Source organism: Actinokineospora sp. NPDC051303 (assembly GCF_055586285.1).
The window spans coordinates 158,362-179,680 of sequence record NZ_JBVJIN010000002.1 but is presented as its reverse complement, the minus strand read 5'-3'; the positions used below and the strand labels follow the sequence as shown (position 1 = coordinate 179,680).

The 21,319-nt window shown below is 69.4% G+C and carries 20 protein-coding genes and 2 tRNA genes; 7 read left to right on the top strand and 15 right to left on the bottom strand.

Features of this window, described 5'->3' with window-relative positions:
* Position 1 precedes the first annotated feature (1 nt).
* Positions 2–550, bottom strand: coding sequence for a peptidylprolyl isomerase (locus tag ACZ6SD_RS02565; protein ID WP_465315111.1), 549 nt, complete (start codon positions 548–550; stop codon positions 2–4).
* Between the two features lie 118 nt (positions 551–668).
* Here ACZ6SD_RS02565 and ACZ6SD_RS02560 point away from each other — a divergent pair, with 118 nt between their 5' ends.
* Positions 669–1,361, top strand: coding sequence for a hypothetical protein (locus tag ACZ6SD_RS02560; protein WP_465315110.1), 693 nt, complete (start codon positions 669–671; stop codon positions 1,359–1,361).
* Between the two features lie 66 nt (positions 1,362–1,427).
* Here ACZ6SD_RS02560 and ACZ6SD_RS02555 read toward each other — a convergent pair whose 3' ends face one another.
* The gene (locus tag ACZ6SD_RS02555) at positions 1,428–1,970 is read right to left on the bottom strand and encodes a DUF2020 domain-containing protein (RefSeq protein WP_465315109.1); all 543 of its coding nucleotides are present in this window, start codon (positions 1,968–1,970) and stop codon (positions 1,428–1,430) included.
* Between the two features lie 149 nt (positions 1,971–2,119).
* Here ACZ6SD_RS02555 and ACZ6SD_RS02550 point away from each other — a divergent pair, with 149 nt between their 5' ends.
* Complete coding sequence (locus ACZ6SD_RS02550; RefSeq protein WP_465315108.1) at positions 2,120–2,542, top strand: DoxX family protein; 423 nt, start codon at positions 2,120–2,122, stop codon at positions 2,540–2,542.
* Between the two features lie 57 nt (positions 2,543–2,599).
* Here the strand turns inward: ACZ6SD_RS02550 and ACZ6SD_RS02545 are convergent, their stop codons facing one another.
* The 13 genes from ACZ6SD_RS02545 to dnaA all read right to left on the bottom strand — a co-directional run bounded on the left by ACZ6SD_RS02545 (position 2,600) and on the right by dnaA (position 17,951).
* On the bottom strand, positions 2,600–3,601 hold the full coding sequence (locus ACZ6SD_RS02545) for an alpha/beta hydrolase family protein (RefSeq protein WP_465315107.1): 1,002 nt from the start codon (positions 3,599–3,601) through the stop codon (positions 2,600–2,602).
* A 79-nt stretch (positions 3,602–3,680) separates the two neighbouring features.
* Positions 3,681–4,784: a toll/interleukin-1 receptor domain-containing protein gene (locus tag ACZ6SD_RS02540; protein ID WP_465315106.1), complete on the bottom strand. Its 1,104-nt coding sequence runs from the start codon at positions 4,782–4,784 to the stop codon at positions 3,681–3,683.
* 69 nt (positions 4,785–4,853) lie between these two features.
* A tRNA-Ala gene (locus ACZ6SD_RS02535) sits at positions 4,854–4,929 on the bottom strand.
* A 39-nt stretch (positions 4,930–4,968) separates the two neighbouring features.
* Entirely contained in the window at positions 4,969–5,109 is a 141-nt protein-coding gene (locus ACZ6SD_RS02530) for a DLW-39 family protein (protein WP_465315245.1), read from the bottom strand.
* 559 nt (positions 5,110–5,668) lie between these two features.
* Positions 5,669–5,742, bottom strand: a tRNA-Ile gene (locus tag ACZ6SD_RS02525).
* Between the two features lie 57 nt (positions 5,743–5,799).
* Positions 5,800–6,636, bottom strand: coding sequence for a DUF3566 domain-containing protein (locus tag ACZ6SD_RS02520; RefSeq protein WP_465315105.1), 837 nt, complete (start codon positions 6,634–6,636; stop codon positions 5,800–5,802).
* Between the two features lie 31 nt (positions 6,637–6,667).
* Entirely contained in the window at positions 6,668–9,190 is a 2,523-nt protein-coding gene (gyrA, locus tag ACZ6SD_RS02515; protein WP_465315104.1) for a DNA gyrase subunit A, read from the bottom strand.
* Between the two features lie 40 nt (positions 9,191–9,230).
* On the bottom strand, positions 9,231–11,207 hold the full coding sequence (gene gyrB / locus ACZ6SD_RS02510) for a DNA topoisomerase (ATP-hydrolyzing) subunit B (RefSeq protein ID WP_465315103.1): 1,977 nt from the start codon (positions 11,205–11,207) through the stop codon (positions 9,231–9,233).
* Between the two features lie 205 nt (positions 11,208–11,412).
* A complete protein-coding gene (locus ACZ6SD_RS02505; RefSeq protein WP_465315102.1) occupies positions 11,413–11,880 on the bottom strand; it encodes a DciA family protein in 468 nt (155 codons plus the stop codon).
* Between the two features lie 268 nt (positions 11,881–12,148).
* On the bottom strand, positions 12,149–13,309 hold the full coding sequence (gene recF / locus ACZ6SD_RS02500; protein ID WP_465315101.1) for a DNA replication/repair protein RecF: 1,161 nt from the start codon (positions 13,307–13,309) through the stop codon (positions 12,149–12,151).
* Positions 13,309–14,220, bottom strand: coding sequence for a phosphogluconate dehydrogenase (NAD(+)-dependent, decarboxylating) (gene gnd, locus ACZ6SD_RS02495; RefSeq protein ID WP_465315100.1), 912 nt, complete (start codon positions 14,218–14,220; stop codon positions 13,309–13,311). The genes recF and gnd overlap by 1 nt, the downstream gene beginning before the upstream one ends.
* A gap of 31 nt (positions 14,221–14,251) precedes the next feature.
* Entirely contained in the window at positions 14,252–15,385 is a 1,134-nt protein-coding gene (dnaN, locus tag ACZ6SD_RS02490; RefSeq protein WP_465315099.1) for a DNA polymerase III subunit beta, read from the bottom strand.
* A gap of 961 nt (positions 15,386–16,346) precedes the next feature.
* Complete coding sequence (dnaA, locus tag ACZ6SD_RS02485) at positions 16,347–17,951, bottom strand: chromosomal replication initiator protein DnaA (RefSeq protein ID WP_465315098.1); 1,605 nt, start codon at positions 17,949–17,951, stop codon at positions 16,347–16,349.
* 443 nt (positions 17,952–18,394) lie between these two features.
* On the opposite strand from dnaA, the gene rpmH reads away from it, so the two are divergent.
* Genes rpmH through ACZ6SD_RS02460 form a run of 5 tightly spaced genes read left to right on the top strand, consistent with a single transcriptional unit; the run spans position 18,395 to position 20,894 of the window.
* Positions 18,395–18,532, top strand: coding sequence for a 50S ribosomal protein L34 (rpmH, locus tag ACZ6SD_RS02480; RefSeq protein WP_035289814.1), 138 nt, complete (start codon positions 18,395–18,397; stop codon positions 18,530–18,532).
* Positions 18,533–18,547: 15 nt separating this feature from the next.
* The gene (rnpA, locus tag ACZ6SD_RS02475) at positions 18,548–18,958 is read left to right on the top strand and encodes a ribonuclease P protein component (RefSeq protein ID WP_465315097.1); all 411 of its coding nucleotides are present in this window, start codon (positions 18,548–18,550) and stop codon (positions 18,956–18,958) included.
* 14 nt (positions 18,959–18,972) lie between these two features.
* Complete coding sequence (gene yidD, locus ACZ6SD_RS02470; protein WP_465315244.1) at positions 18,973–19,284, top strand: membrane protein insertion efficiency factor YidD; 312 nt, start codon at positions 18,973–18,975, stop codon at positions 19,282–19,284.
* 3 nt (positions 19,285–19,287) lie between these two features.
* Complete coding sequence (gene yidC, locus ACZ6SD_RS02465; protein ID WP_465315096.1) at positions 19,288–20,310, top strand: membrane protein insertase YidC; 1,023 nt, start codon at positions 19,288–19,290, stop codon at positions 20,308–20,310.
* A 29-nt stretch (positions 20,311–20,339) separates the two neighbouring features.
* Positions 20,340–20,894 carry a Jag family protein gene (locus tag ACZ6SD_RS02460; protein ID WP_465315095.1) on the top strand — a complete coding sequence of 185 codons (555 nt, stop codon included), beginning with the start codon at positions 20,340–20,342 and terminating at the stop codon, positions 20,892–20,894.
* The last annotated feature ends 425 nt before the right edge of the window (positions 20,895–21,319 follow it).

Sequence of the window (21,319 nt, the reverse complement as noted above, 5' to 3'; positions counted from 1 at the left end):
CTCACTGCTTCTCGATGCTGACCTTGTTGATCACGACGTCGGTGACCGGCTTGTCGCCGGGGCCCGTCGCGGCGCGGCCGATGGCGTCCACCACGTTCTTCGACTCCTGGTCGGCGACCTCGCCGAAGATCGTGTGCTTGAAGTTCAGCCAGGTCGTCGGCGCCACCGTGATGAAGAACTGCGAGCCGTTCGTGTTCGCCCCCGAGTTGGCCATGGCCAGCAGGTAGGGGCGGTTGAACTGGAGCTCGGGGTGGAACTCGTCGGCGAACTTGTACCCGGGGCCGCCGCGTCCGGTGCCGGTCGGGTCGCCCCCCTGGAGCATGAACCCGTCGATGACCCGGTGGAAAATCGAACCGTCGTAGAAGGGGCCAGAGGTCTCCCCCTTGGCGTTCTTTGCTTGGTACTGCTTGGTGCCTTCCGCGAGACCGACGAAGTTCCCGACGGTCTTCGGGGCTTGGTCAGGGAAGAGGTTGAGCCGGATGTCACCCTGCGAGGTGTGCAGGGTGGCGGTCACCTTCGTCCCAACGAGGGATGCGTTGCTGTCTGCCACCGCTTCATCGTGCCATCTTCGGCAGGATCCGTCTGGAAGGGGCAGGATTGATGGGTCGGGAATGTCCCGTCTAAGCACTGCATGACAGTGACGATGACACTGATGACGAGGTGAAGCCATGACCCGGGCCGGAGAGACGGTGGGCAAGGCCGTCGGCACCGGCTGGCGCGCGGTGCGCCAAGGTGCCGTTCGCGCTGGACAGGCGAGCGCCGAGGCGGCGCACGCCGCGGAGTTGAAGCTCGCCGCGAAGGGCGTCGCCCCGCAGCAGGTGGCCGAGGCGCTGGCCGAGTCCGCGCAGGTCGCGCGAGAAGAGGTCATCGCCACCACCCGCCGCACCCGCAAGCGGCTGGCGAAGACGACCGCGCGGGCCCGCAAGGACCTGGCCAAGGCCGCCAAGCAGGCGCGCAAGGACGCGAGCAAGTCCGCGCCGATGCGTTCAGCGGTGCAGGCGGCTGGACCGGTGAAGGCGCAGGTCAAGCAGTTGAAGAAGGACCTGAAGCCGCAGGTGAAGCAGTACCGGGCCGAGTTGCGCGAGCAGCTCAAGGCGGCGCGGGCGGCGGCGAAGGAAGCGGCCAAGGACCCGGCGAACAAGCGTCGCCGGTGGCCGTGGCTGCTCGTCCTGATCGCGGTCGGCGCCGGTGCCGCCGCGGTGCTGCGCGGCAAGGCCGAGCAGGCCGCTCCGGAGCCGACAACGGCTGCCCCGGAGCCGGTCACCCCGGTGCCGCCGGTGGCGGCGGAGACCACCGCGGCCGCCGCGGAGCGCAACGGCCAGCCGACACCGGTGAACCCGATCACGTCCGAGAAGAACTGATCGCGCACGACAACGGCCGCGCCCCGGTGCCGGGGGCGCGGCCGTTGGTTTGTCTCAAGGGCCTGTCTAGAGGCCCGCGTTCTCGATCACGGTCTCGGTGATCCGGCGGGCCTTGATGGTCTGCTCCTGGTTCGTGGTGACCACGACCGCGGTCCCCGCCTTGGCGACGGCGTACACGGCGCCCTTGTCGCCCGACAGCGCGCCGCCCTTCCAGCCTGCGGGCGAGGACGCGGGGTTCGACGTCGCGATCGGCGCCGCCTCGTCCACGATCGCCTTGGCCACCGCGGGCTCCCCGGCGTAGATCCGCACGGTGAGCTGCACGCTGCCGTCCGGCCGGTAGAAGAAGCACGCTGGCTGCGGCTTGTCCGCCGACGTGCGCACCTTCGTCACCCGCTGGCCGTTGGCGTCGGCGACGTCCGTGCTCTCCAGATACGGGCACGGGCCGTCGGCGACCGGCTCCGGCATCGGCGGCGCGACCGCGGCGGCGGTGGCGCCCGGCGGCGGGGCGGCCTGGGCCGGGGTCGACGTCGGCGACGGGCCGCCGGTCGAGTCGGTTGCGCACGCCGCGAGGGCGAGCAGGGGCGCGGCGAAGATCACGGCTCGTTTCATAGCGGGGCAAGTCAATCAGACCGCCGGAACTGTGGTCACGGCCACTGGTCTGAACCGGGCGGGGAGCGTCCGGCATTAGAAGGAACGTGGCCCCGCGCCACGTCCACCCGCGTGCTCACCCGACTGCCCCGAGTGAAAGAGAGCCAGGCATGGACCTGTTCGACCGAACGAAGGCCCACGTGCTCGCCCTGTTCCGGATCGTCATCGGCCTGCTGTTCGCCACGCACGGCGCCGCGACCCTGTTCGACGTGCTCGGCGGCCCACGCGGCGGCCAGGTCCCCGAGTTCGGCGCCTGGCCCGGGTGGTGGGCCGCGGCCATCCAGCTCGTCGGGGGCACGCTGGTGTTACTCGGCCTGGGCACCCGCGCCGCCGCCCTGGTCTGCTCGGGCTCCATGGCGTACGCGTACTTCGTCGCCCACCAGCCGCAGAGCCTGTGGCCGCTGCAGAACGGCGGCGAGCTGTCGGCGATGTTCTGCTGGAGCTTCCTGCTGGTGGTGTTCTTCGGGCCCGGCAAGTGGGCGCTGGACATGCTGTTCGACCGCACCCGCCAGCGGGCGTCCGTCGCGGGCTGACGCGCCGGGCGGGCGGGGACCGGTCCGTCCCCGCCCGCCCGTGGTTCCACGTGGAACTTAGAGGTGCTCCGCCAGGAAGTCGGCGACCGCGCGCCGTGTGAACTCGACCAGGCCGTGCGGGTCATGCCGCAGCAGCGCCTCGGCGTCGGTGAACGAGGCGTGCGTCGCGTTCGCGGGCGTCGCCACCCGCCGCTCCCCCGTCGAGTTCGCCAGCAGCGCCTGCCACGACGGGGTGGGCGGCCTGCTGCCGACCAGCAGGAACGGCCGGTCGACCCCGTCGGTCGCCACCGAGGACAGGTTCGTCCCGTCGTCCTCGAACCCGATCGACAACTGGCCGTCGAAGTTCACCGCCGCCCGAATCCGCGGGTCGTCGTGCATCGCCTGCAACGCGGCGAACCCGCCTGCGGAATGCCCGACCACCGCCACCCGCGACCGGTCGACCAGCCCGTCCGGCAGGGCGTCGATCACGAACCGGACGTCGGCCACCCGGGTGTCCACGATCCCGCGCAGCAGATCCATCGTCGGCTCCCGGTCGAACACGACACTCCGCGCGACCCGCCCGTCCGGAAACTCGACCCCGGACGACTCGTAGGTGTGGTCGACGGTCACCACCACGTACCCACGGCTGGCGAGGTCGTCCACGAGCGACCCGTTGAACGTCCGCGAGTCCCCCAGCCCCGGCGAGTAGACGACCACCGGCCGCGCCCCACCCCGGGTGTCCGGCACGGCGTCCCGCCGAGCGTGCGTGCGCACCGCCGCCCAGTCGAACGTCCCCGGCTCGACCCCGTAGTTGAACCGCCCCGCCAGGTCCCCGAACGCGGCGGCCTCCCCCGCTGTCATCTGCCGGGCGCGCTCCCCCGTCCCCGGCAGCGCCGGGTAGTGCACATCCACCATCAGCTCGCGGAACGGCTGTCCCCCCAAGAAATCCTTCCGCCCCTGATCAACGAGCCGCAGCGAGACGACCCCCACCGCGCTCTCCCCCGTCGGCTCCGGCAACACCGGCGCCACCCCGCCCCCGACCACCAGACTGCCCACAATGGACAAAGCCACAACACTCATGCCCAAAACCGTATGGCCCGCGCCTGCCGGGCAGAACCCGCCTAGCCCCCAACCTCAGGTAGGGAAAACCCCCACCTGGTCAGTCGGAAAGCCGCTTGAACACCCGCTCGATCTCGGCCTCCAACTCGGCGATGACCACCGGATCGAAGGTGATCTCGAATGGCACCGTCACTCGCAGCCCGTCCGCCTGACCCGCCTCCACCAACTCCGGAATCCGGTCTATCTGGCTGACAAAGGTGTCCACAAAGGAATTGATCTGCTCGATGGGCTGGTCCGCCACCGCGGCCGCCTTCTGAAAAACATCCCCGAACTCGTCGGGAGCCCGTATCCCCCGGGTGACCAGGGTCCAGTCCACCAATTCCTCAAAAATCTGCACAAACCGCCCAGCGGCGTGCCGAATCTTGTTGACGTCCCCCGCTTCCCCCGGCTGCCCGAAAATGAGCCGCTGCACCCGCTCGTCGAACACCCTCATGAGGTTTTCCAGGATCGCGACCGGCTCCGCCATGAGCATCCGCAGCCGCTCCTCCGCCTCGTCACGCGAGTGCAGCGAAGCGCCGCGGGTGGCGAACCTCATCTCGTGGTCCATCAGCTTCGCGTGCATGTCCTGCCTGGCCACCAGCACCTCACCCCCGAAGAGCAGGTACTCCCAGTACTCAGGCCGACCAGCGACAAGCCTCTCGATCTCCCCCCGATTCCGCGGCGTCTGAACAAGCCGCGGCCCAATGTCAGCGGCCTCTTGCCGCCCCACCGGAATCCCCGCACCACACAGCTTGGCGACCACCAGCTCCGCCAACCTCTCCGGCTCCACCCCATCGAGGTCGATATACCCCAGGGTGTCCCGAAGCCCAGGAATCTCCGTCCGGTCAAACCGGGCCGGGAGAATGTAGTCGCCTTTGGTCTTAATAGCCCGAGCCTGCGCGCTCTTGCGCTCGTGGCTGGTCCACACCTTCTCCGCATACTCCCGCGAAGCGAACAGGACACAATAGTGAGACCAGCTCCCATAAACCTTGTCCAGGTGCTCGAACAGGTCCACGCCCCACAGGTCGGCCTGCTCGTACGTGTCGTAGAAAACCCGCACGTCCCGCGCTTTCAGCGCGGCCGCCACCCGTTCCACGTAAGCCCGCTGCTCACCAGCAAAGGAAAGACAAACGTCGTACCGACGCTCCACGCTGTCCACCGACATGCGCCCATGCTAGTGGAGCCCCCAACACCCACCCAGGCGGCGATAAACTCCTGCCACCCACACGAGACCTGGTGGAGACGAGGGGAATCGAACCCCTAACCCCTGCCTTGCAAAGGCAGTGCTCTGCCAATTGAGCTACGTCCCCTAGCCCGACGCGACCACCGAGGCCGCGCCGACCACTCAATCAAGCCTTCTTGACCCCGTTGTTGGCGGCAGGGGCGGTGGCCTCACGCCACAAAGCCGCCTCCGCCTTCGCCGAACTCTTCCGGCGCACGACCAGAAGGACGCCACCAGCGACCACGGCAAGCGCGAGCAGCTTCTTCACGTCCATGCCTCCTTAAGGCACTACCAACCCAATGACCCCACCAGTCTGCCACACCCCCCACCCCTCACCCCCGCCCACCCAGACCAGCAGAAGGCAACAAGCAAGCGGAGGGAGGGAGGGAGCTGAGAGCGAGGAAGCGAGGAAGCGCAACAGACGGCGCGACTCAGCAAGAGAGCGAAGGAGCGAACGAAGAGGAACCGGACAAGCGAGGGGAAGAGGAGCCCGGAGCCGCAGGAAGAAGCGGAGCGAGCAAGCAAGGGAGCAATGAAGCACAGGAACGACCGAGGAAGAGCACAGGCGCGAGCGAGGGCAGGAGAACCCCCGGTAAGCAGCGAGGACCCAAGACCGAGCGCGAGGAGCGCGAGCGAAGCAAGCAGGACGAGGGGAAGCAAACAGGAACCACCGCCACTCACCCCACCAGCACTCACCCCGATGCGCGAAGCGCGAGCCCCGCTGGTTCAGCACCGACCGCACCGTGGGGGTCTGGGGGGTCGCCCCCCAGATACAACAACGGCCGACCCGGCTCGCGCTTTCCGCGAGCATGGGTCGGCCGAGGCCGTGGGCCTAGGAGGACTTGAACCTCCGACCCCTTCGTTATCAGCGAAGTGCTCTAACCGCCTGAGCTATAGGCCCTTGTGGAACGCGACAAGAGGTTACCGTAGGCCGTGCCGCGTTCCCAAATCGGCCCCCCTACTCGCGTTCGGCGAGGGTGACCTCCAGGCCGCCCGCGAGGTCGGCGGAGACGTTGTAGACGAAGGCGCCGACGGTGGCCAGGGCGCTGAACAGCACGATGTTGATGGCGCCGATGATGGCGGCGATACCGAACACGCGGCCAGCGCTGATCAGGGGGCCGGTGGCGGTGCCGTCGGTGGTGTTCAGCAGTTCGCTGGAGATGCCGTTGAGTTTGTCCCAGACGCCCATGCCGTCGAGGACGGCGTAGAGGGCGCCGACGGCGACGAGCCACACGAAGAACAGGGCGACGCCGAGGACGAGGGACAGTTTCAGCACCGACCAGGGGTCGAAGCGGCGGATCTGCAGGTTGGCGCGGCGGGGGCCGCGGCCGGGGCGGCGGGCGCTGGGCGGGTTCTGGGTGCCCGCGCGCAGGCCGCCGCTGTCGAGGTTGACCGCAGCCCGTGGCGGGGTGTGTTCGCCGAAGACGCGGCCTGCCGCGGTGCCGGTCACGACCGGTCGTTCGACGGAGACGGTGGTCTCGTCCACGGGCCGGTAGGCCGCTGGCTCGAATCCGTTGCCCGCGGTGGGGATCGACTGGGTGGTGTCGGCGTCCGGTTGCTTCTGCCGGGTCGCCGCGGGGTCGGCGGCTTCGGTGTCGGCGGCGACGCGTTGCCACGGTGGTGGCGTGGTGTCACTTTCGGCGGTGGCGTCTTCCGGGGTGTCGTCGTTGTCGTTCTTGGGTTGCGGCTCTTGGCCGGGCGGGTCGAGCTTGCCGCTGGTGGCGATGACCGAAGTCCGCTCCGACGTGTGCTCGGGCTCTGGTCCGGCGGTGTCCGGCTTCTCGGGTGGTGTCACGAGCGGATTCCCTACGTCTGCGCGTTCGGTGTTACTCGGTCGGCTCGGCCGCGGGGGCTTCGGCGGCGTCGGTCGCTTCCACGACCTCGGCCACTTCGGCTGGCCCCTCCGCACTCCGGGCGATGGCTACCAGGGTGGTCCCTTCGCCCAGGTTCATCAAACGGACACCCTTGGTCTGCCGTCCCGCTTTGCGCACCTCTTTGGCGGTGGTCCTGATGACCCCACCCGATGAGGTGATCGCGTACAGCTCGTCCTCCAGCTCGACGATGACCGCGCCCACCAGCCTGCCACGCCTGGTGTCGTGCTGGATGGTGAGCACGCCTTTGCCGCCGCGGCCCTGCACCGAGTAGTCCTCGATGGGGGTGCGCTTGGCGTACCCGCCGTCGGTGGCGACCAACACGAACGTGCCCTCTTTGACCACGCCGAGGGTCAGCAGCTCGTCACCGGCGTTGAAGCGCATGCCCAGGACGCCGGAGGTGGCGCGGCCCATCGGGCGCAGCGCCTCGTCGCTGGCGTGGAAGCGGATGGACTGGCCGCCCGCGGACACCAGGAGCAGGTCGTCGTCGGCTGAGCAGAGGACCGCGCCGACGAGTTCGTCGTCCTCGCGCAGGTTGATGCCGATGAGGCCGCCCGCGCGGTTGCTGTCGAAGTCGATGAGCCGGGACTTCTTGACCAGGCCGTCGCGGGTGGCGAGCACCAGGTACGGCGCCGCGGCGTAGTCCTTGATCTGGATGACCTGGGCGATGTGCTCGTCGGGCTGGAACGCGAGCAGGTTCGCCACGTGCTGGCCGCGGGCGTTGCGGTTGGCCTCCGGCAGCTCGTAGGCCTTGGCGCGGTAGACGCGGCCCTTGTTGGTGAAGAACAACATCCAGTCGTGGGTGGAGCACACGAAGAAGTGCGCCACGATGTCGTCCTGTTTGAGCGCGGCGCCCTGCACGCCCTTGCCGCCGCGTTTCTGCGCGCGGTACAGGTCGGTCTTGGTGCGCTTCGCGTAACCCGTGCGGGTGATGGTGACGACGACGTCCTCGACGGCGATCAGGTCCTCGACGGAGACCTCGCCGTCGAACGGGATGATCCGGGTGCGCCGGTCGTCGCCGTGCTTGTCGACGATCTCCAACAGCTCGTCGCGGATGATCTCCCGCTGCCGCTCCGGGCTGTCCAGGATGGCCTGCAACTCGGCGATGTAGCGCTCGATCTCAGCCAGCTCATCGATGATCCGCTGCCGCTCCAGGGCGGCGAGGCGGCGCAGCTGCAACTCCAGGATCGCGGTGGCCTGAATCTCGTCCACGTCGAGCAGTTCGATCAGGCCGACCTTCGCCTCGTCGGCGTTGGGAGAGCGGCGGATCAGCGCGATGACCTCGTCCAGCGCGTCAAGGGCCTTGGCGTAGCCGCGCAGGATGTGGGCGCGTTCCTCGGCCTTGCGCAGCCGGTAGCGGGTGCGCCGGACGATGACCTCGACCTGGTGCTTCACGTAATGCCGGATGATCTGGTCGAGCCGCAGCGTGCGCGGCACCCCGTCGACCAGGGCCAGCATGTTGACGCCGAAGTTGTGCTGGAGCTGGGTGTGCTTGTACAGGTTGTTCAGCACGACCTTGGCCACCGCGTCGCGCTTGAGCCCGATGACGATGCGCATGCCGCTGCGCTTGTTCGACTCGTCGGCGATCTCGGAGATGCCGGTCAGCTTCCCGTCACGGACCAGCTGCGCCATGTTCTCGATCAGGTTGTCCGGGTTCACCTGATAGGGCAACTCGGTGACCACCAGGATCGTCCGCCCCTTGGCGTCTTCCTCAACCTCCACGACCGACCGCATCCGCACCGAGCCGCGCCCGGTCCGGTACGCCTCCTCGATGCCCTGGGTGCCGAGGATGAGCGCGTTGGTCGGAAAGTCCGGCCCCTTGATCCGCGTCATCAGCGCGGCCAGGGTCTCGTCGTCGGACGCCTCCCAGTTCTCCAGCGCCCACACCACCCCGTCGGCGACTTCCCGCAGGTTGTGCGGCGGAATATTGGTCGCCATCCCGACCGCGATACCGCTACCACCGTTGACCAGCAGGTTCGGAATCCGCGTTGGAAGAACGCGCGGTTCCTCCGTCTTCCCGTCGTAGTTCGGGACGAAGTCGACGGTGTCTTCGTTGATGTCGCGCAGCATCTCCATGGCCAGCGGCATCAGCCGGGCCTCGGTGTAACGCATCGCGGCTGCCGGATCGTTGCCCGGGGAGCCGAAGTTGCCCTGGCCGTCGACCAGGGGGTAGCGCATGGACCACGGCTGGGCGAGGCGCACGAGGGTGTCGTAGATGGAGCTGTCGCCGTGGGGGTGGTAGTTGCCCATGACGTCGCCGACGACGCGGGAGCACTTGACGTAGCTGCGGTCGGGGCGCAGGCCGGTGTCGAACATCGAGTACAGGACCCGGCGGTGGACGGGCTTGAGGCCGTCGCGGACGTCGGGGAGCGCGCGGCTGACGATCACGCTCATCGCGTAGTCGATGTAGGAGTTCTGCATCTCCTGCTGAATGTCAGCGGGTTCGATGCGGTCGCCGGGCGGCAGGGTTTCGGTCACGACCGGATGTTCCTTCCAAACAGTGGGCGCGCGGGGCCGATCAGACGTCGAGGAACCGGACGTCCTTGGCGTTGCGGATGATGAAGGAGCGGCGGGCTTCGACGTCCTCGCCCATCAGGACGCTGAACAGTTCGTCGGCCTGGGCGGCGTCGTCGAGGGTGACCTGGCGCAGGACGCGGTTGGCCGGGTCCATGGTGGTCTCCCAGAGCTCGTCGGCGTTCATCTCGCCGAGGCCCTTGTAGCGCTGGATGCCGTCCTCTTTGTTGACCTTCTTGCCCGCCGCGATGCCCGCTTCGAGCATGCCGTCGCGTTCGCGGTCGGAGTAGGCGTACTCCGGGTCGGCGCGCTGCCACTTGATCTTGTAGAGGGGGGGCTGGGCGAGGTAGACGTGGCCCTGCTCGATCAGGCCGCGCATGAAGCGGAACAGCAGGGTGAGCAGCAGCGTCGTGATGTGCTTGCCGTCGACGTCGGCGTCGGCCATCAGGACGAGCTTGTGGTAGCGCAGCTTGGTGACGTCGAAGTCTTCCTGGATGCCGGTGCCCAGCGCCGTGATCAGGCTCTGGACCTCGGTGTTCTTGAGCACCCGGTCGATCCGGGCCTTCTCCACGTTGATGATTTTGCCGCGGATCGGGAGGATCGCCTGGAAGCGGGACTCGCGGCCTTCCTTGGCCGAGCCGCCCGCCGAGTCGCCCTCCACGATGTAGAGCTCGCACTCCTCGGGGTTGGTCGAGCGGCAGTCCTTGAGCTTGCCGGGCAGGCCGCCGATGTCGAGGGCGCCCTTGCGCCGGACCAGTTCGCGCGCCTTGCGGGCGGCCAGCCGCGCCTGCGCCGAGCCGACCGCCTTGGTGACGATCGTCTTCGCGTCGGCCGGGTTGCGCTCGAACCAGTCGGCCAGCCACTCGTTGCAGGTGGTCTGCACGAACGTCTTGGCCTCGGTGTTGCCGAGCTTCTGCTTGGTCTGGCCCTCGAACTGCGGCTCGGCGAGCTTGATGGACACGATCGCGGCGAGGCCCTCGCGGACGTCGTCGCCGCTGAGGTTCGCGTCCTTCTCCTTGAGCAGCTTCTTGTCGCGCGCGTAGACGTTGACCACCCGGGTCAGCGCGGCGCGGAAGCCCTCTTCGTGGGTGCCGCCCTCGGGGGTGTTGATCGTGTTGGCGAAGGTGTAGACCGACTCGCTGTAGCCGGTGTTCCACTGCATCGCGACCTCGACCTCGATGCCCTTGCCCTTGGCCTCGAAGGCGATGACCTTGCGGTGGATGGGCTCGCGGGTGTGGTTGATGTGCTTGACGAAGTCCTCAAGCCCGCCCGGGTAGTGGTAGGTGCGCTCCTTGACCCGGGCCGCCTGGCCGCTGACGTCGGCCTCGCTCTCCTCCTCGGAGACGCGCTCGTCGCGCAGCACGATCGTCAGGCCCTTGTTGAGGAACGCCATCTCCTGCAGGCGGCGGGCGACCGTCTCGGCGTTGTAGGTGGTCGTCTCGAAGATGCTCGGGTCGGCCCAGAAGGTGATGGACGTGCCCATTTCGCGGGTCGCCGCGCCGCGCTGGACCGGAGTGACCGGCTTGGAGTCCTCGTAGCGCTGGTTCCACACGTAGCCGTCGCGCTTGACCTCGGCTTCCAGCGCCGTGGACAGCGCGTTGACGACCGAGATGCCGACGCCGTGCAGACCGCCGGAGACCGCGTAGCTGTCGCTGTCGAACTTGCCGCCCGCGTGCAGGACGGTCATGACGACCTCCAGCGCGGACCGCTTCTCCTCCGGGTGCTCTTCGACCGGGATGCCGCGGCCATCGTCCACGACGCGGACGCCGCCGTCGGCCAGGAGCGTGACCTCGACCTTGGTCGCGTGACCCGCCATCGCCTCGTCGACGGAGTTGTCGACCACCTCCCAGATCAGGTGGTGCAGGCCGCGTTCACCGGTGGAGCCGATGTACATGCCCGGACGGAGCCGCACCGCCTCAAGGCCCTTGAGAACCCCGATGGAACCGGCGCCGTACGCGTTCTCCTGCTTGTCAGCTACCACGTGCCCGGTGTCTCCTCGTGCGTCGGATCGACTGCGACGGCGGTGTGCGGGCACCCAGCGGGCAGGCCCGGACACACACCTCCCCACATAGTACTGGTGCGGTCCGCCAGAACCGGGTCAAGGACACCCCTGGTTCGCTCACAGAGCGTCGGTTGCGAAGGGGCGCGGGTCGGGACTCCGGTGCGGGGATCTCAAGCCGGGAGGGTCAGCCGTAGGTGTCCCGTGGTCCTCGGCCTGGGATGTGCCGCGGGCCGTAGCGCCAGCTGGGCGTGGAGGGGCCGTGGATTTTCAGTTTCCGGACCACGTCGGGGCCGACGCCCCGGGCGATCTTGATCAGGAGTTCGCGCTGGAGCAGGCGAAGCTGGGTCGCCCACGCGGTGGACTCGGCCGAGACGGTGAGCTCGCCGTCGGAGAGGGCGACCGGCTTGGCGTGCAGGGCCAGTTCCGCGCCGACCAGCGCGGCCCAGCGGGCGAAGACCTGGCCGCCCGCGAGCTGGTCCTGCCAGCCCCGCTCGACCGCGATGCGGGAGGCGAGCCTGCCCAGCGGCTGCGGGTCGCGGTCGTCGGCCCCCGCGCCCGACCACCGGCGCCGCCGCCGGGCTCCGGGGTCTGTTCCACGTGGAACAGACCGGCCCTTCTGCTTGCTCTTGGCAGCCTGCCTCGCGGCCGCCAAAGCGGCTCTGGCAAGATCTGAGCCCCGGGGGGCCTGCCGCGCGGAGTCGTCACTCTCGGTCGCGGCCGAAAACGGATCTTCGGGTTTTCCACCCTGGGGTGTGGACTGAATACCGGTTATCCCCGGTTCGAGGGGCGCTGACGGCCGCCCAGTGACCGGGTTATCCACACTATCCACAGGGTTATCCCCAGATGTGGAGCGAATCACAGCGCTGTCAGTCACGCTCTGTCGTTGGCTGTCGGGCGCCAACGCACCCCCGAACAGGTCGTCATCCGACACGTCGCACCTCCCCGTCCGACACGGTGTAACGGACCCCGGCCAGCTCGCCGGGCACGTCTTCGGCCACCGCCGCGGTCACCAGCACCTGCTCGGCGCCGAGCGCGACCTCGGCGAGCCGCTCCCGCCTGCGCCGGTCCAACTCGGCGAACACGTCATCGAGGATCAGCACCGGCTCGCTGCCCTCGTCCTTGAGCAGATCGTAGGAGGCCAGCCGCAGCGCCAGCGCGAACGACCACGACTCGCCGTGGCTGGCGTACCCCTTCGCGGGGGCATCACCGAGCACCAGGTCGAGCTCGTCGCGCTGCGGCCCGACCAGGCTGACCCCGCGGTCGAGCTCCGCGGTGCGCCGCAGCGCCATCTGCGCGAGCAGCGCGTCGGCGACCACTTCCTTGTCCGCGCGCTCGCCGCCCGGTTGGCCGTAGCCGTCGGGCAGCGTGTCCTCGATCTTCGACCGGTACGCCACCCGCGCGGGCCGCGACTCCGGGGCCACCCCGGCGTAGGCGGCGGCGACCCGGGGCGCGAGGTCGGCCACCAGGTCCAGCCGCGCGGCGAGCAGTTCGGCTCCATGCGCGGCGAGGTGCCCGTCCCACACGTCCAGGGTGGCCAGCGCGTCCGCGTCGACGCGGCGCGCCCGCCGGTTCGCCGCCGAGCTTTTGAGCAGCGCGTTCCGCTGCCGCAGCACCCGGTCGTAGTCGGCGCGCACCCCGGCGTACCGGGGGGCGCGCAGCACCAGCAGGTCGTCCAGGAACCGCCGCCGCTCGCCGGGGTCGCCTCGCACGAGGGCCAAGTCCTCCGGTGCGAACAGCACCGTGCGCAAGATCCCCAGCACGTCCCGCGTCCGAGGCGCCGGACCGCGGTTGATCCTGGCCCGGTTCGCCTTGCCCGGGGTGATCTCCAGTTCGACGGTCAGCTCGCGGTCGTCGTTGACCACGGCCGTCCGGATGATCGCGCGCGCGCACCCGTGCCGCACCAGCGGCTGGTCGGAGGCGACCCGGTGCGACCCGAGAGTCGCCACGTACCCGATCGCCTCGACCAGGTTCGTCTTGCCCTGGCCGTTGGCGCCCACCAGCACCGACGGGCCAGGTTCCAGCTCCAGGTCGGCCTGCTCCCACGAGCGGAAGTCGGCCACCTGTAAGTGCCGAACGCGCACTACTTCACTTCGCCGGACCCGGAGGTGGGGCCAGCCTTGTGCACCGCGTGCCCGCCGAACTGGTTGCGCAGCGCCGCCACGGCCTTCATCGCGGGCGAGTCCTCCTGCCGGGAGGCGAACCGGGCGAACAGCGCCGCGGAGATCACCGGCGCGGGCACCGAGTGCCGGATCGCCTCCTCGACGGTCCACCTGCCCTCGCCGGAGTCCTCGACGTAGCCGCTCAGCTCGGCCAGGCCGGGGTCCTCGTCCAGCGCCTTGACCAGCAGGTCGAGCAGCCAGGACCGCACGACGGTGCCGCGGGTCCACGCCTTGAGCACGGCGGGCACGTCGGTGACCTCGTCCGCGGCGTCGAGCAGCTCGTAGCCCTCGGCGTAGGCCTGCATCAGGCCGTACTCGATGCCGTTGTGGACCATTTTCGCGTAGTGGCCCGCGCCGACCTTGCCCGCGTGCGCGAACCCTTCTTCGCGCGGGCCTTCCGGCCGCAGCGCGTCGAAGACCGGCATGGCGCGCTCGACCAGCTCGGCGTCGCCGCCGACCATCAGGCCGTAGCCGTTCTCCCGGCCCCACACGCCGCCGGACACGCCGCAGTCGAGGTAGCCGACGCCGGTCCGGGCGAGCAGCTCCGAGTTGATTTTGTCGTCGGTGTAGCGGGAGTTGCCGCCGTCGATGACCAGGTCGCCCTCGGCGAGCAGGCCCGCGAGGTCGGCGACGGTGTTCAGCGTCGCCTCGCCCGCGGGGACCATCACCCAGACGATCCGCGGCGCGTCGAGTTTGTCGACCAGGTCGGCGAGCGAGGCGCTGTCGCTGACCTCGGGGTTGCGGTCGTAGCCGACCACTTCGAGGCCCGCTGCGCGCAACCGCTCGCGCATGTTGAAGCCCATCTTGCCCAGGCCGACGAGTCCGAGCTGCACTGTTGGTTTTCCTCTCCGTCGGGTGTGTCGGTCAGCCGGGGAGGCGGACCGGCATGAGCAGGTAGAGGTAGCCGGGGGTGACCTCGCCGTCCTCGCCGACCGGCTTGATCAGCGCGGGGCGGTTGGGCGTGGTGAACGACAGCTCGGCGCGGTCGCAGTGCAGCGCGGCCAACCCGTCCTGCAGGTAGCCCGGGTTGAACGCGATGGTCACCGGGTCGCCGGTGAACTCGACCGGCAGCTCCTCCTCCGCGCTCCCCTCGTCGTCGCCGCCCGCGGACAGCCGCAGGCCGCCATCGGCGAACTCCAGCCGCACCTGGGTACCCCGCTCGGCGACCAGGGACACGCGCTTGATCGCCTCGACCAGCGGGCCGACGCCGATGACCGCGCTGGAGGTCTGCTCGGAGGGCAGCAGCTGGCGGTAGCGCGGGAACTCCGCGTCGAGCAACCGGCTGGTGGTGCGCCGCCCGGAGCCGGACAGGCCCAGCAGTCCGTCGCCGGGTGAGAGCGCGAGCTCGACCGTGCGCCCGGAGCTGCCCAGCGCCTTCGCCGCCTCGGCGAGGGTGCGGGCCGGGACCAGGACCGCGGCGTCGTCCACGTCGCCGGACGGCTTCCACTCGAACTCGCGCATGGCGAGCCGGAAGCGGTCGGTGGCCACGAGGGTCAGCTTGTCGCCCGCGATCTCGACCCGGACACCGGTCAGCATGGGCAGGGTGTCGTCCTTGCCCGCGGCGACCGCGACCTGGCTGACGGCCAAGCCGAAGACCTCGCCAGCGAGCTCACCGGCGTGCTGCGGCATCGCGGGCAGCGCCGGGTAGTCGTCCACCGGCATGGTCGGCAGGCTGAACTTCGCGTTGCCACAGGCGATCGCCACCCGGGAGCCGTCGACGGAGATCTCCACGGGCTGGGCGGGCAGCGACTTGGTGATGTCGGCGAGCAGCCTGCCCGAGACCAGGGTCCGACCGCCGTCGGCGACCGTGGCCGGGACCCCGACCGTGGCCGACACCTCGTAGTCGAAACCGGAGACGGTCAGCCCGTCCGAGCCGTCTGCTGACCCGGCGTCGAGGAGAACCCCGCCGAGGACGGGGACAGGAGGCCGGGACGGGAGGCTGCGCGCGACCCAGGCGACGGCGTCGGCGAGGCCGTCGCGCTCGACGCGGATCTTCATGGGAGTCCTTTCAGGCTCGACCGGCCACCCGCACCGATCGTGCGAGGTGGATCCGTCGAGCTGTCCACGCTGTAGGGCCCAACCGTAGAGCGTGTGCCAGCCCGCCGTCATCCCGGGCGGCGCTCGCCGGGGGCCTCGACCGAGCTGTCCCCAGATTCCGGAATCGCTTATTTCTAGATTTTTTATTTCTCTCGAAGAGAGAAAAAGACAGTAGTGATAGTAAGTCCTGTGGATAGTGTGGATAACCGTTGTTTGCGCAGGTCAACCTGGTCTTAAGCCTGTGGACTCCCTTGGGACAACACCGGTGGACAGAGTTTGCCAAATGTGGACAACATTTGCCCACAGGTGCGGTGTCCACAGACGGCCCAAGTTGTCCACAGCCCCATCCCCAGATGTGGGCCGGTTCGCCCACAGGCGCGGCGACCGCCGCCCACAGGGTTGTGCACAGGCGAAGTCCCCCGTATCGGTGACGCAGACCACCAGGATTCCTGCCCCAGCAAGGTTTTTCCGGGTGTGGAGCGGCCGTCCACAGCCCGGAAAAAGGTGCGATCGGCGGGCGCGGGCGGGACTCGGGCGGCCCGGCGGCGGCCGCGCGGAGGGCCGGTGCGGGGAGATCGGCCGGGCACGCGGGGGCCGGAACTTTTCTGCGGCTGGGGAGCGCTGTCCACGGCGGCAATAAAAGGTGCGACTCGGCCAGGGCGGCGGGGTGAGAACACGCGGGCGCGCGGGCCGTCGGGAGCAGTGTGTCAGTCCTTGGCGCTGCGCGCCGGCCCGATGACTAGCGGTGGCCGCTCGGCGCGGGCGCGCTGCTGGCACAGCGCCAGGCCCGCGGGCGACCGGTCACCGGAACGCGGGCGCGCGCGAGTTTTCTGGGGGTGGGGACGGCCGTCCACGGCCGCAATAAGAAGGTGCGCCGACCATCACCGGGCATGGCTGTGCCCCGGGGGCCGATCGCGGTGGGTCAGGCGCGGGCGCGCTGCTTGATGCGGGAGGTCAGCTCCTGCACCTGGTCGTAGATGCGCCTGCGCTCGGCCATCTCCTTGCGGATCTTCTTGTCCGCGTGCATGACCGTGGTGTGGTCGCGGCCGCCGAAGGTCTGGCCGATCTTCGGCAGCGACAGGTCGGTCAGCTCCCGGCAGAGGTACATCGAGATCTGCCGCGCCTGGGCAAGCGCTTTCGTCTTGCCGGGGCCACACAGGTCATCGATCGAGACGCCGAAGAACTCAGCGGTGACGGCCATGATCGTCGCCACGCTGATCTCCGGGGCGTGCGAGTCCGGGATGAGATCGCGTAAAACGATCTCGGCGAGGCTCACGTCAACCGGCTGGCGGTTGAGCGAGGCGAACGCCGTGACGCGGATGAGCGCGCCCTCCAGCTCCCGGATGTTCGCCTCGACCCGCGCGGCGATGAACTCCAGCACCTCCGCGGGCGCGGCCAGCCGATCCTGCGCGGCCTTCTTGCGCAGGATCGCGATGCGCGTCTCCAGCTCGGGCGGCTGGATGTCGGTGATCAGACCCCACTCGAACCGGGTCCGCAGCCGGTCCTCCAGCGTCTCCAGCCGCTTGGGCGGCCGGTCGGAGGACACCACGATCTGCTTGTTCGCGTTGTGCAGCGTGTTGAAGGTGTGGAAGAACTCCTCCTGGGTGCCTTCCTTGCCCTCCAAGAACTGGATGTCGTCGACCAGCAGCACGTCGATGTCGCGGTAGCGGCGCTGAAACGCCACCTTCCGGTCGTCGCGCAGCGAGTTGATGAAGTCGTTGGTGAACTCCTCGGTCGAGACGTACCGCACGCGCATCCCCGGAAACAGGCGCTGCGCGTAGTGGCCGACCGCGTGGAGCAGGTGCGTCTTGCCCAGACCGGACTCGCCCCAGATGAACAGCGGGTTGTACGCCCGCGCGGGCGCCTCGGCCACGGCGACCGACGCGGCGTGGGCGAACCGGTTGGACGCGCCGATGACGAAGGTGTCGAACGTGTACTTCTCGTTCAGCCGGGTCTTGGAGGTCTGCGGCTGGGCGGGCGCGGTGAACGGCTGCCCGCTCGTCTGCGGCTGCCCGGTGAAGGTCGGCCAGATCTCGTGGACGGTGGCGAGCGCGTCGCCTTCCTCGTCCACCTCTTCGCCGTCGTCCTCGGTGTCGCCCACGTACTGGCCGGGCGCTTCGGGCAGCACCGGCGGCTGGCCCGACGCGGGGTGGGCGGGCAGCTCCATGGCGGCCTGGATCTCCATCGCCGGGATGGTCAACGTGTCGCCGTCCGCGGCGGCGGCTGGCGGCGCCACGATCGGCGGGGCCTTCGGCGCCGGGGTGGGCGCGGCGTCGACCTTGACCGCGAGGGACACGACCCGGCCGAGCCTGCGGGACAGCGCCGCGGTGATCGGCTCACGCAGCGCGCGCTCGATGGCCTCTTTGGCGAAGTCGCTTGGGGCGGACAGCAGCGCGGTGCCGTCGAGCAGGCCGATGGGCCTGGTCATCCGCATCCACGCGCGCTGGGACGGGGACAGGGTCCCGGCTGAGAGCTCCCGAACGACCTGCTCCCAGACCACACCGAGATTCATCTGGTGCTCGGACATCGGCCGCGTTCCCCTCCCCTCGTTCTCGGTAAAGCTGTCCCGGCTCGCGGGTGCCGTCCACACAGGCATCCACAGGGTTGTCCACAACTGTGCACGAAGGTACGGCGAACCGCAGCGAAACCCGTCCGGGGGGTTCAAGGTACTCAGTGGCTCGGCGACGTCGGCGCGGCAGGGCTCCCATTCCCCGGGGCGGCCAACCAAGAGCCGCACGGTAACAATGGTCCCCGGCAACTCACAAGACGCGCTGGTAGGCGGCCCCGCCGACCCCCGTTTTGAACCCGGCCGAGCAGGTGCGTACCCTCATAAGGTCTCCCGCTTGCGGAAGGCGTGTTCCGCGTGCCCATCAAGGTTTCCTCGATGGCTGTCGCGCGGAAGCCGCCTTGGCCGCTGTCCGGCAGGGAGCGCCAGACCTGCTCGACCTCAAGTACCGGGAGAACGAAGCCGTGAGCAAGCGCACCTTCCAGCCGAACAATCGTCGCCGGGCCAAGACCCACGGCTTCCGTCTGCGGATGCGCACCCGCGCCGGTCGCGCGATCGTCGCCGCGCGCCGCCGCCGGGGCCGCGACAAGCTGTCGGCCTGACCCCAGCCAGCCGCCGTGCTCCCCGCGGCCGCCCGGCTGACCAGCAGCGCGGACTTCCGGATGGTGACCAGGAGCGGTCGCCGCGCCGGTCGCCCGAGGCTGGTGGTGCACGCCGTGACGGCGGGGACCGAGGCGGCGCCTTCCGAAGCCGACCCGTCGGCGGTGCGGACCCGCGCCACGCCGAGGGTCGGTTTCGTCGTGAGTAAGGCAGTGGGCAACGCGGTCGTCCGGCACCGCGTCGCCCGGCGGCTGCGGCACATCGCGGCCGACCGGCTCGGAACTCTGCCGCCGGGCAGCGCGTTGGTCGTGCGGGCGCTGCCGAGGGCAGCCACGGCGACCAGCGCCGAACTCGGCCAGGACTTCGACTCCGCGATCCGCAGGCTGCGCCTGGTCGCCGAAGCGGATGACAGTGGCGGTGAAGCGTGACCAAGGCAACCGCGGTGCGAGACCGCGCGGCTGACCAGGCGCGCCCCGGGCCGATCGCGCGTGTCCTGCTGATCCCCGTGCGGGTCTACCGCCGGTGGATCTCGCCAGCGCTCCCGCCAGCCTGCCGGTTCTACCCCAGTTGTAGCGCGTACGCGGTCGAGGCACTCACGGTGCACGGCGCGCTGCGCGGCTCCTGGCTCGCACTGCGCCGCCTGCTCCGCTGCGGCCCCTGGCATCCTGGCGGGCTCGATCCCGTGCCGCGCAGGAAAACCGAGAACGCGTCCGGGACGACCAGCCCGGCTGACCCGACAGCTGCCGAGGAGTAGTCAGTGCTCGATTTCATCTACTACCCGGTGTCCTTCATCCTGTGGTGTTGGCACTGGGTCTTCGGCCACGTGTTCGGCGAGACCAGCGCGATCTCGTGGGCGCTTGGCATCGTGTTCCTGGTCTTCACGCTGCGCGCGATCATGTTCAAGCCCATGGTCAAGCAGGTGCGCTCCATGCGGAAGATGCAGGAGTTCGCGCCGGAGATCAAGAAGCTGCAGAAGAAGTACGCCAACGACAAGCAGAAGCTCGCCCAGGAGATGCAGAAGCTCCAGGCGCAGCACGGCGTCAGCCCGCTGGGCGGCTGCCTGCCGATGCTCCTGCAGATCCCGGTGTTCATCGGTCTGTTCCACGTGCTGCGCGAGTTCAAGCCGGGCAAGACCGAGAACTACTTCTTCGACGAGAGCGGCGTCTCCTCCTACAACGCGGCCAACCTCTTCGGCGCCCGCCTGGGCAACTGGATCACCCAGCCCGCGGTCGAACTCGCCAACTTCGACGTCTCCCGCGGCTCGGTCATCGCCGTCGCGGTGCCGCTGATGATCGCGGCGAGCGCGCTGACGCACCTCACCGCGCGGCACTCGGTGGCCCGCCAGAACCCGGCGTCGGCCACCCCGCAGACCGCGATGATGAACAAGCTGACGCTGTACGTGTTCCCGCTCGGCGTGCTCGTCGGTGGCTTCTTCTTCCCCATCGGCCTGATCGTGTACTGGCTCAGCAACAACGGCTGGACCCTCTGGCAGCAGCACTTCGTGTACAAGCGCATCGACGCCGAGGAAGCCGCGCAGAAGGCCGCCGCCATCGAGAAGCGCACCGCCACCGCGCCCAAGCCGGGCCAGCGGCCGACGCAGTCCAAGAAGCGTCCGCAGCCCGCCAAGCCGACCGACGGCGACACCGCCGCGGGCGCCACGGCAGAGCCCAAGCAGGACACTCCGCAGAAGCCCGCGGCCAACGGCACATCGGGCACCGAGATTCCCGGTCTGATCTCAGACCGATCCCGTAGCAAGAAGTCAGGTCGCAAGAACCGCTGAGGCGTGGCTCGACCTGGAGAGGAGATACCGTGCCGGAGACGGTGCAGGCGTCCGAGAAGGCCACCGACGCGCAAAGCGAGGACGCGCGGGCCGAGGACGGTGAGCGTTCACCGAGCTCGACCGAGGAACTGCTGGTCCAGGAAGGCGACATCGCCGGGGACTACCTGGAGCGGCTGCTCGACATCCTCGACTACGACGGCGACATCGACCTCGACGTCGAAGCCAGCCGCGCGGTGGTCAGCATCGACGGCGGCGAGGACCTGGAGAAGCTCGTCGGTCCGCGCGGCACGGTGCTGGAGGCGCTGCAGGAGCTGACCCGCCTGGCGGTCCAACAGGAGACCGGCACCCGCAGCAGACTGATGCTCGACATCGCGGGCTGGCGCGCCGACCGCAGGGAAGAGCTGCGCGACCTCGGCCGCGCCACCGCGCAGAAGGTCCTCTCCAGCGGCGAGCGCATCCGCCTCCAGCCCATGACCCCCTTCGAGCGCAAGGTGGTGCACGACGCCGTCGCCGCGGTCAAGGGCGTCCACAGCGAAAGCGAGGGCGAGGACCCCCGCAGGCGCGTGGTGGTCTTCCCCCAGTAACACCAGAACAACAAGAGGCGCGGTCCGCAGGAGGCAACGGACCGCGCCTCTTCTTATGCGCCCGTTTCACGTGAAACACCGCCACCCCCCAGCCGCCCCGACAGCTCGCCAAGCCCCACCCCAAGCCGCGCACTACTCCCCCACGCCTCAGCACCGATGCGATTCACTCGCGCCCCGCGACCAGATCCCCTGCCAGCCAGAGCTCGGACAGAGAAGACTCAGCTCCCACCCTCAGGTGCCCGGCCCGCCAAGAAACCACCCCGGCCACCTAGACCCGAACTCGCAAGGCCCACCAGGCTCGCCCCCGCAAGGCGGCACCCGCCCCCGCCACCTCGCCCCCGCTACCTGGCGGCCATCACCCGACCGCCAAGCCCCCGCGGTCGCCACCCGGCCATCCCAGTCGCTCGCCCTCCCGGACACCGACC

What these genes read in the sequence shown, in the direction of transcription:
- ACZ6SD_RS02560 (WP_465315110.1), top strand. Translation starts at nt 669, where the DNA reads ATGACCCGGGCCGGAGAGACGGTGGGCAAGGCCGTCGGCACCGGCTGG.
- ACZ6SD_RS02555 (WP_465315109.1), bottom strand. Translation starts at nt 1,970, where the DNA reads ATGAAACGAGCCGTGATCTTCGCCGCGCCCCTGCTCGCCCTCGCGGCG.
- ACZ6SD_RS02550 (WP_465315108.1), top strand. Translation starts at nt 2,120, where the DNA reads ATGGACCTGTTCGACCGAACGAAGGCCCACGTGCTCGCCCTGTTCCGG.
- ACZ6SD_RS02545 (WP_465315107.1), bottom strand. Translation starts at nt 3,601, where the DNA reads ATGAGTGTTGTGGCTTTGTCCATTGTGGGCAGTCTGGTGGTCGGGGGC.
- ACZ6SD_RS02540 (WP_465315106.1), bottom strand. Translation starts at nt 4,784, where the DNA reads ATGTCGGTGGACAGCGTGGAGCGTCGGTACGACGTTTGTCTTTCCTTT.
- dnaN (WP_465315099.1), bottom strand. Translation starts at nt 15,385, where the DNA reads ATGAAGATCCGCGTCGAGCGCGACGGCCTCGCCGACGCCGTCGCCTGG.
- dnaA (WP_465315098.1), bottom strand. Translation starts at nt 17,951, where the DNA reads ATGTCCGAGCACCAGATGAATCTCGGTGTGGTCTGGGAGCAGGTCGTT.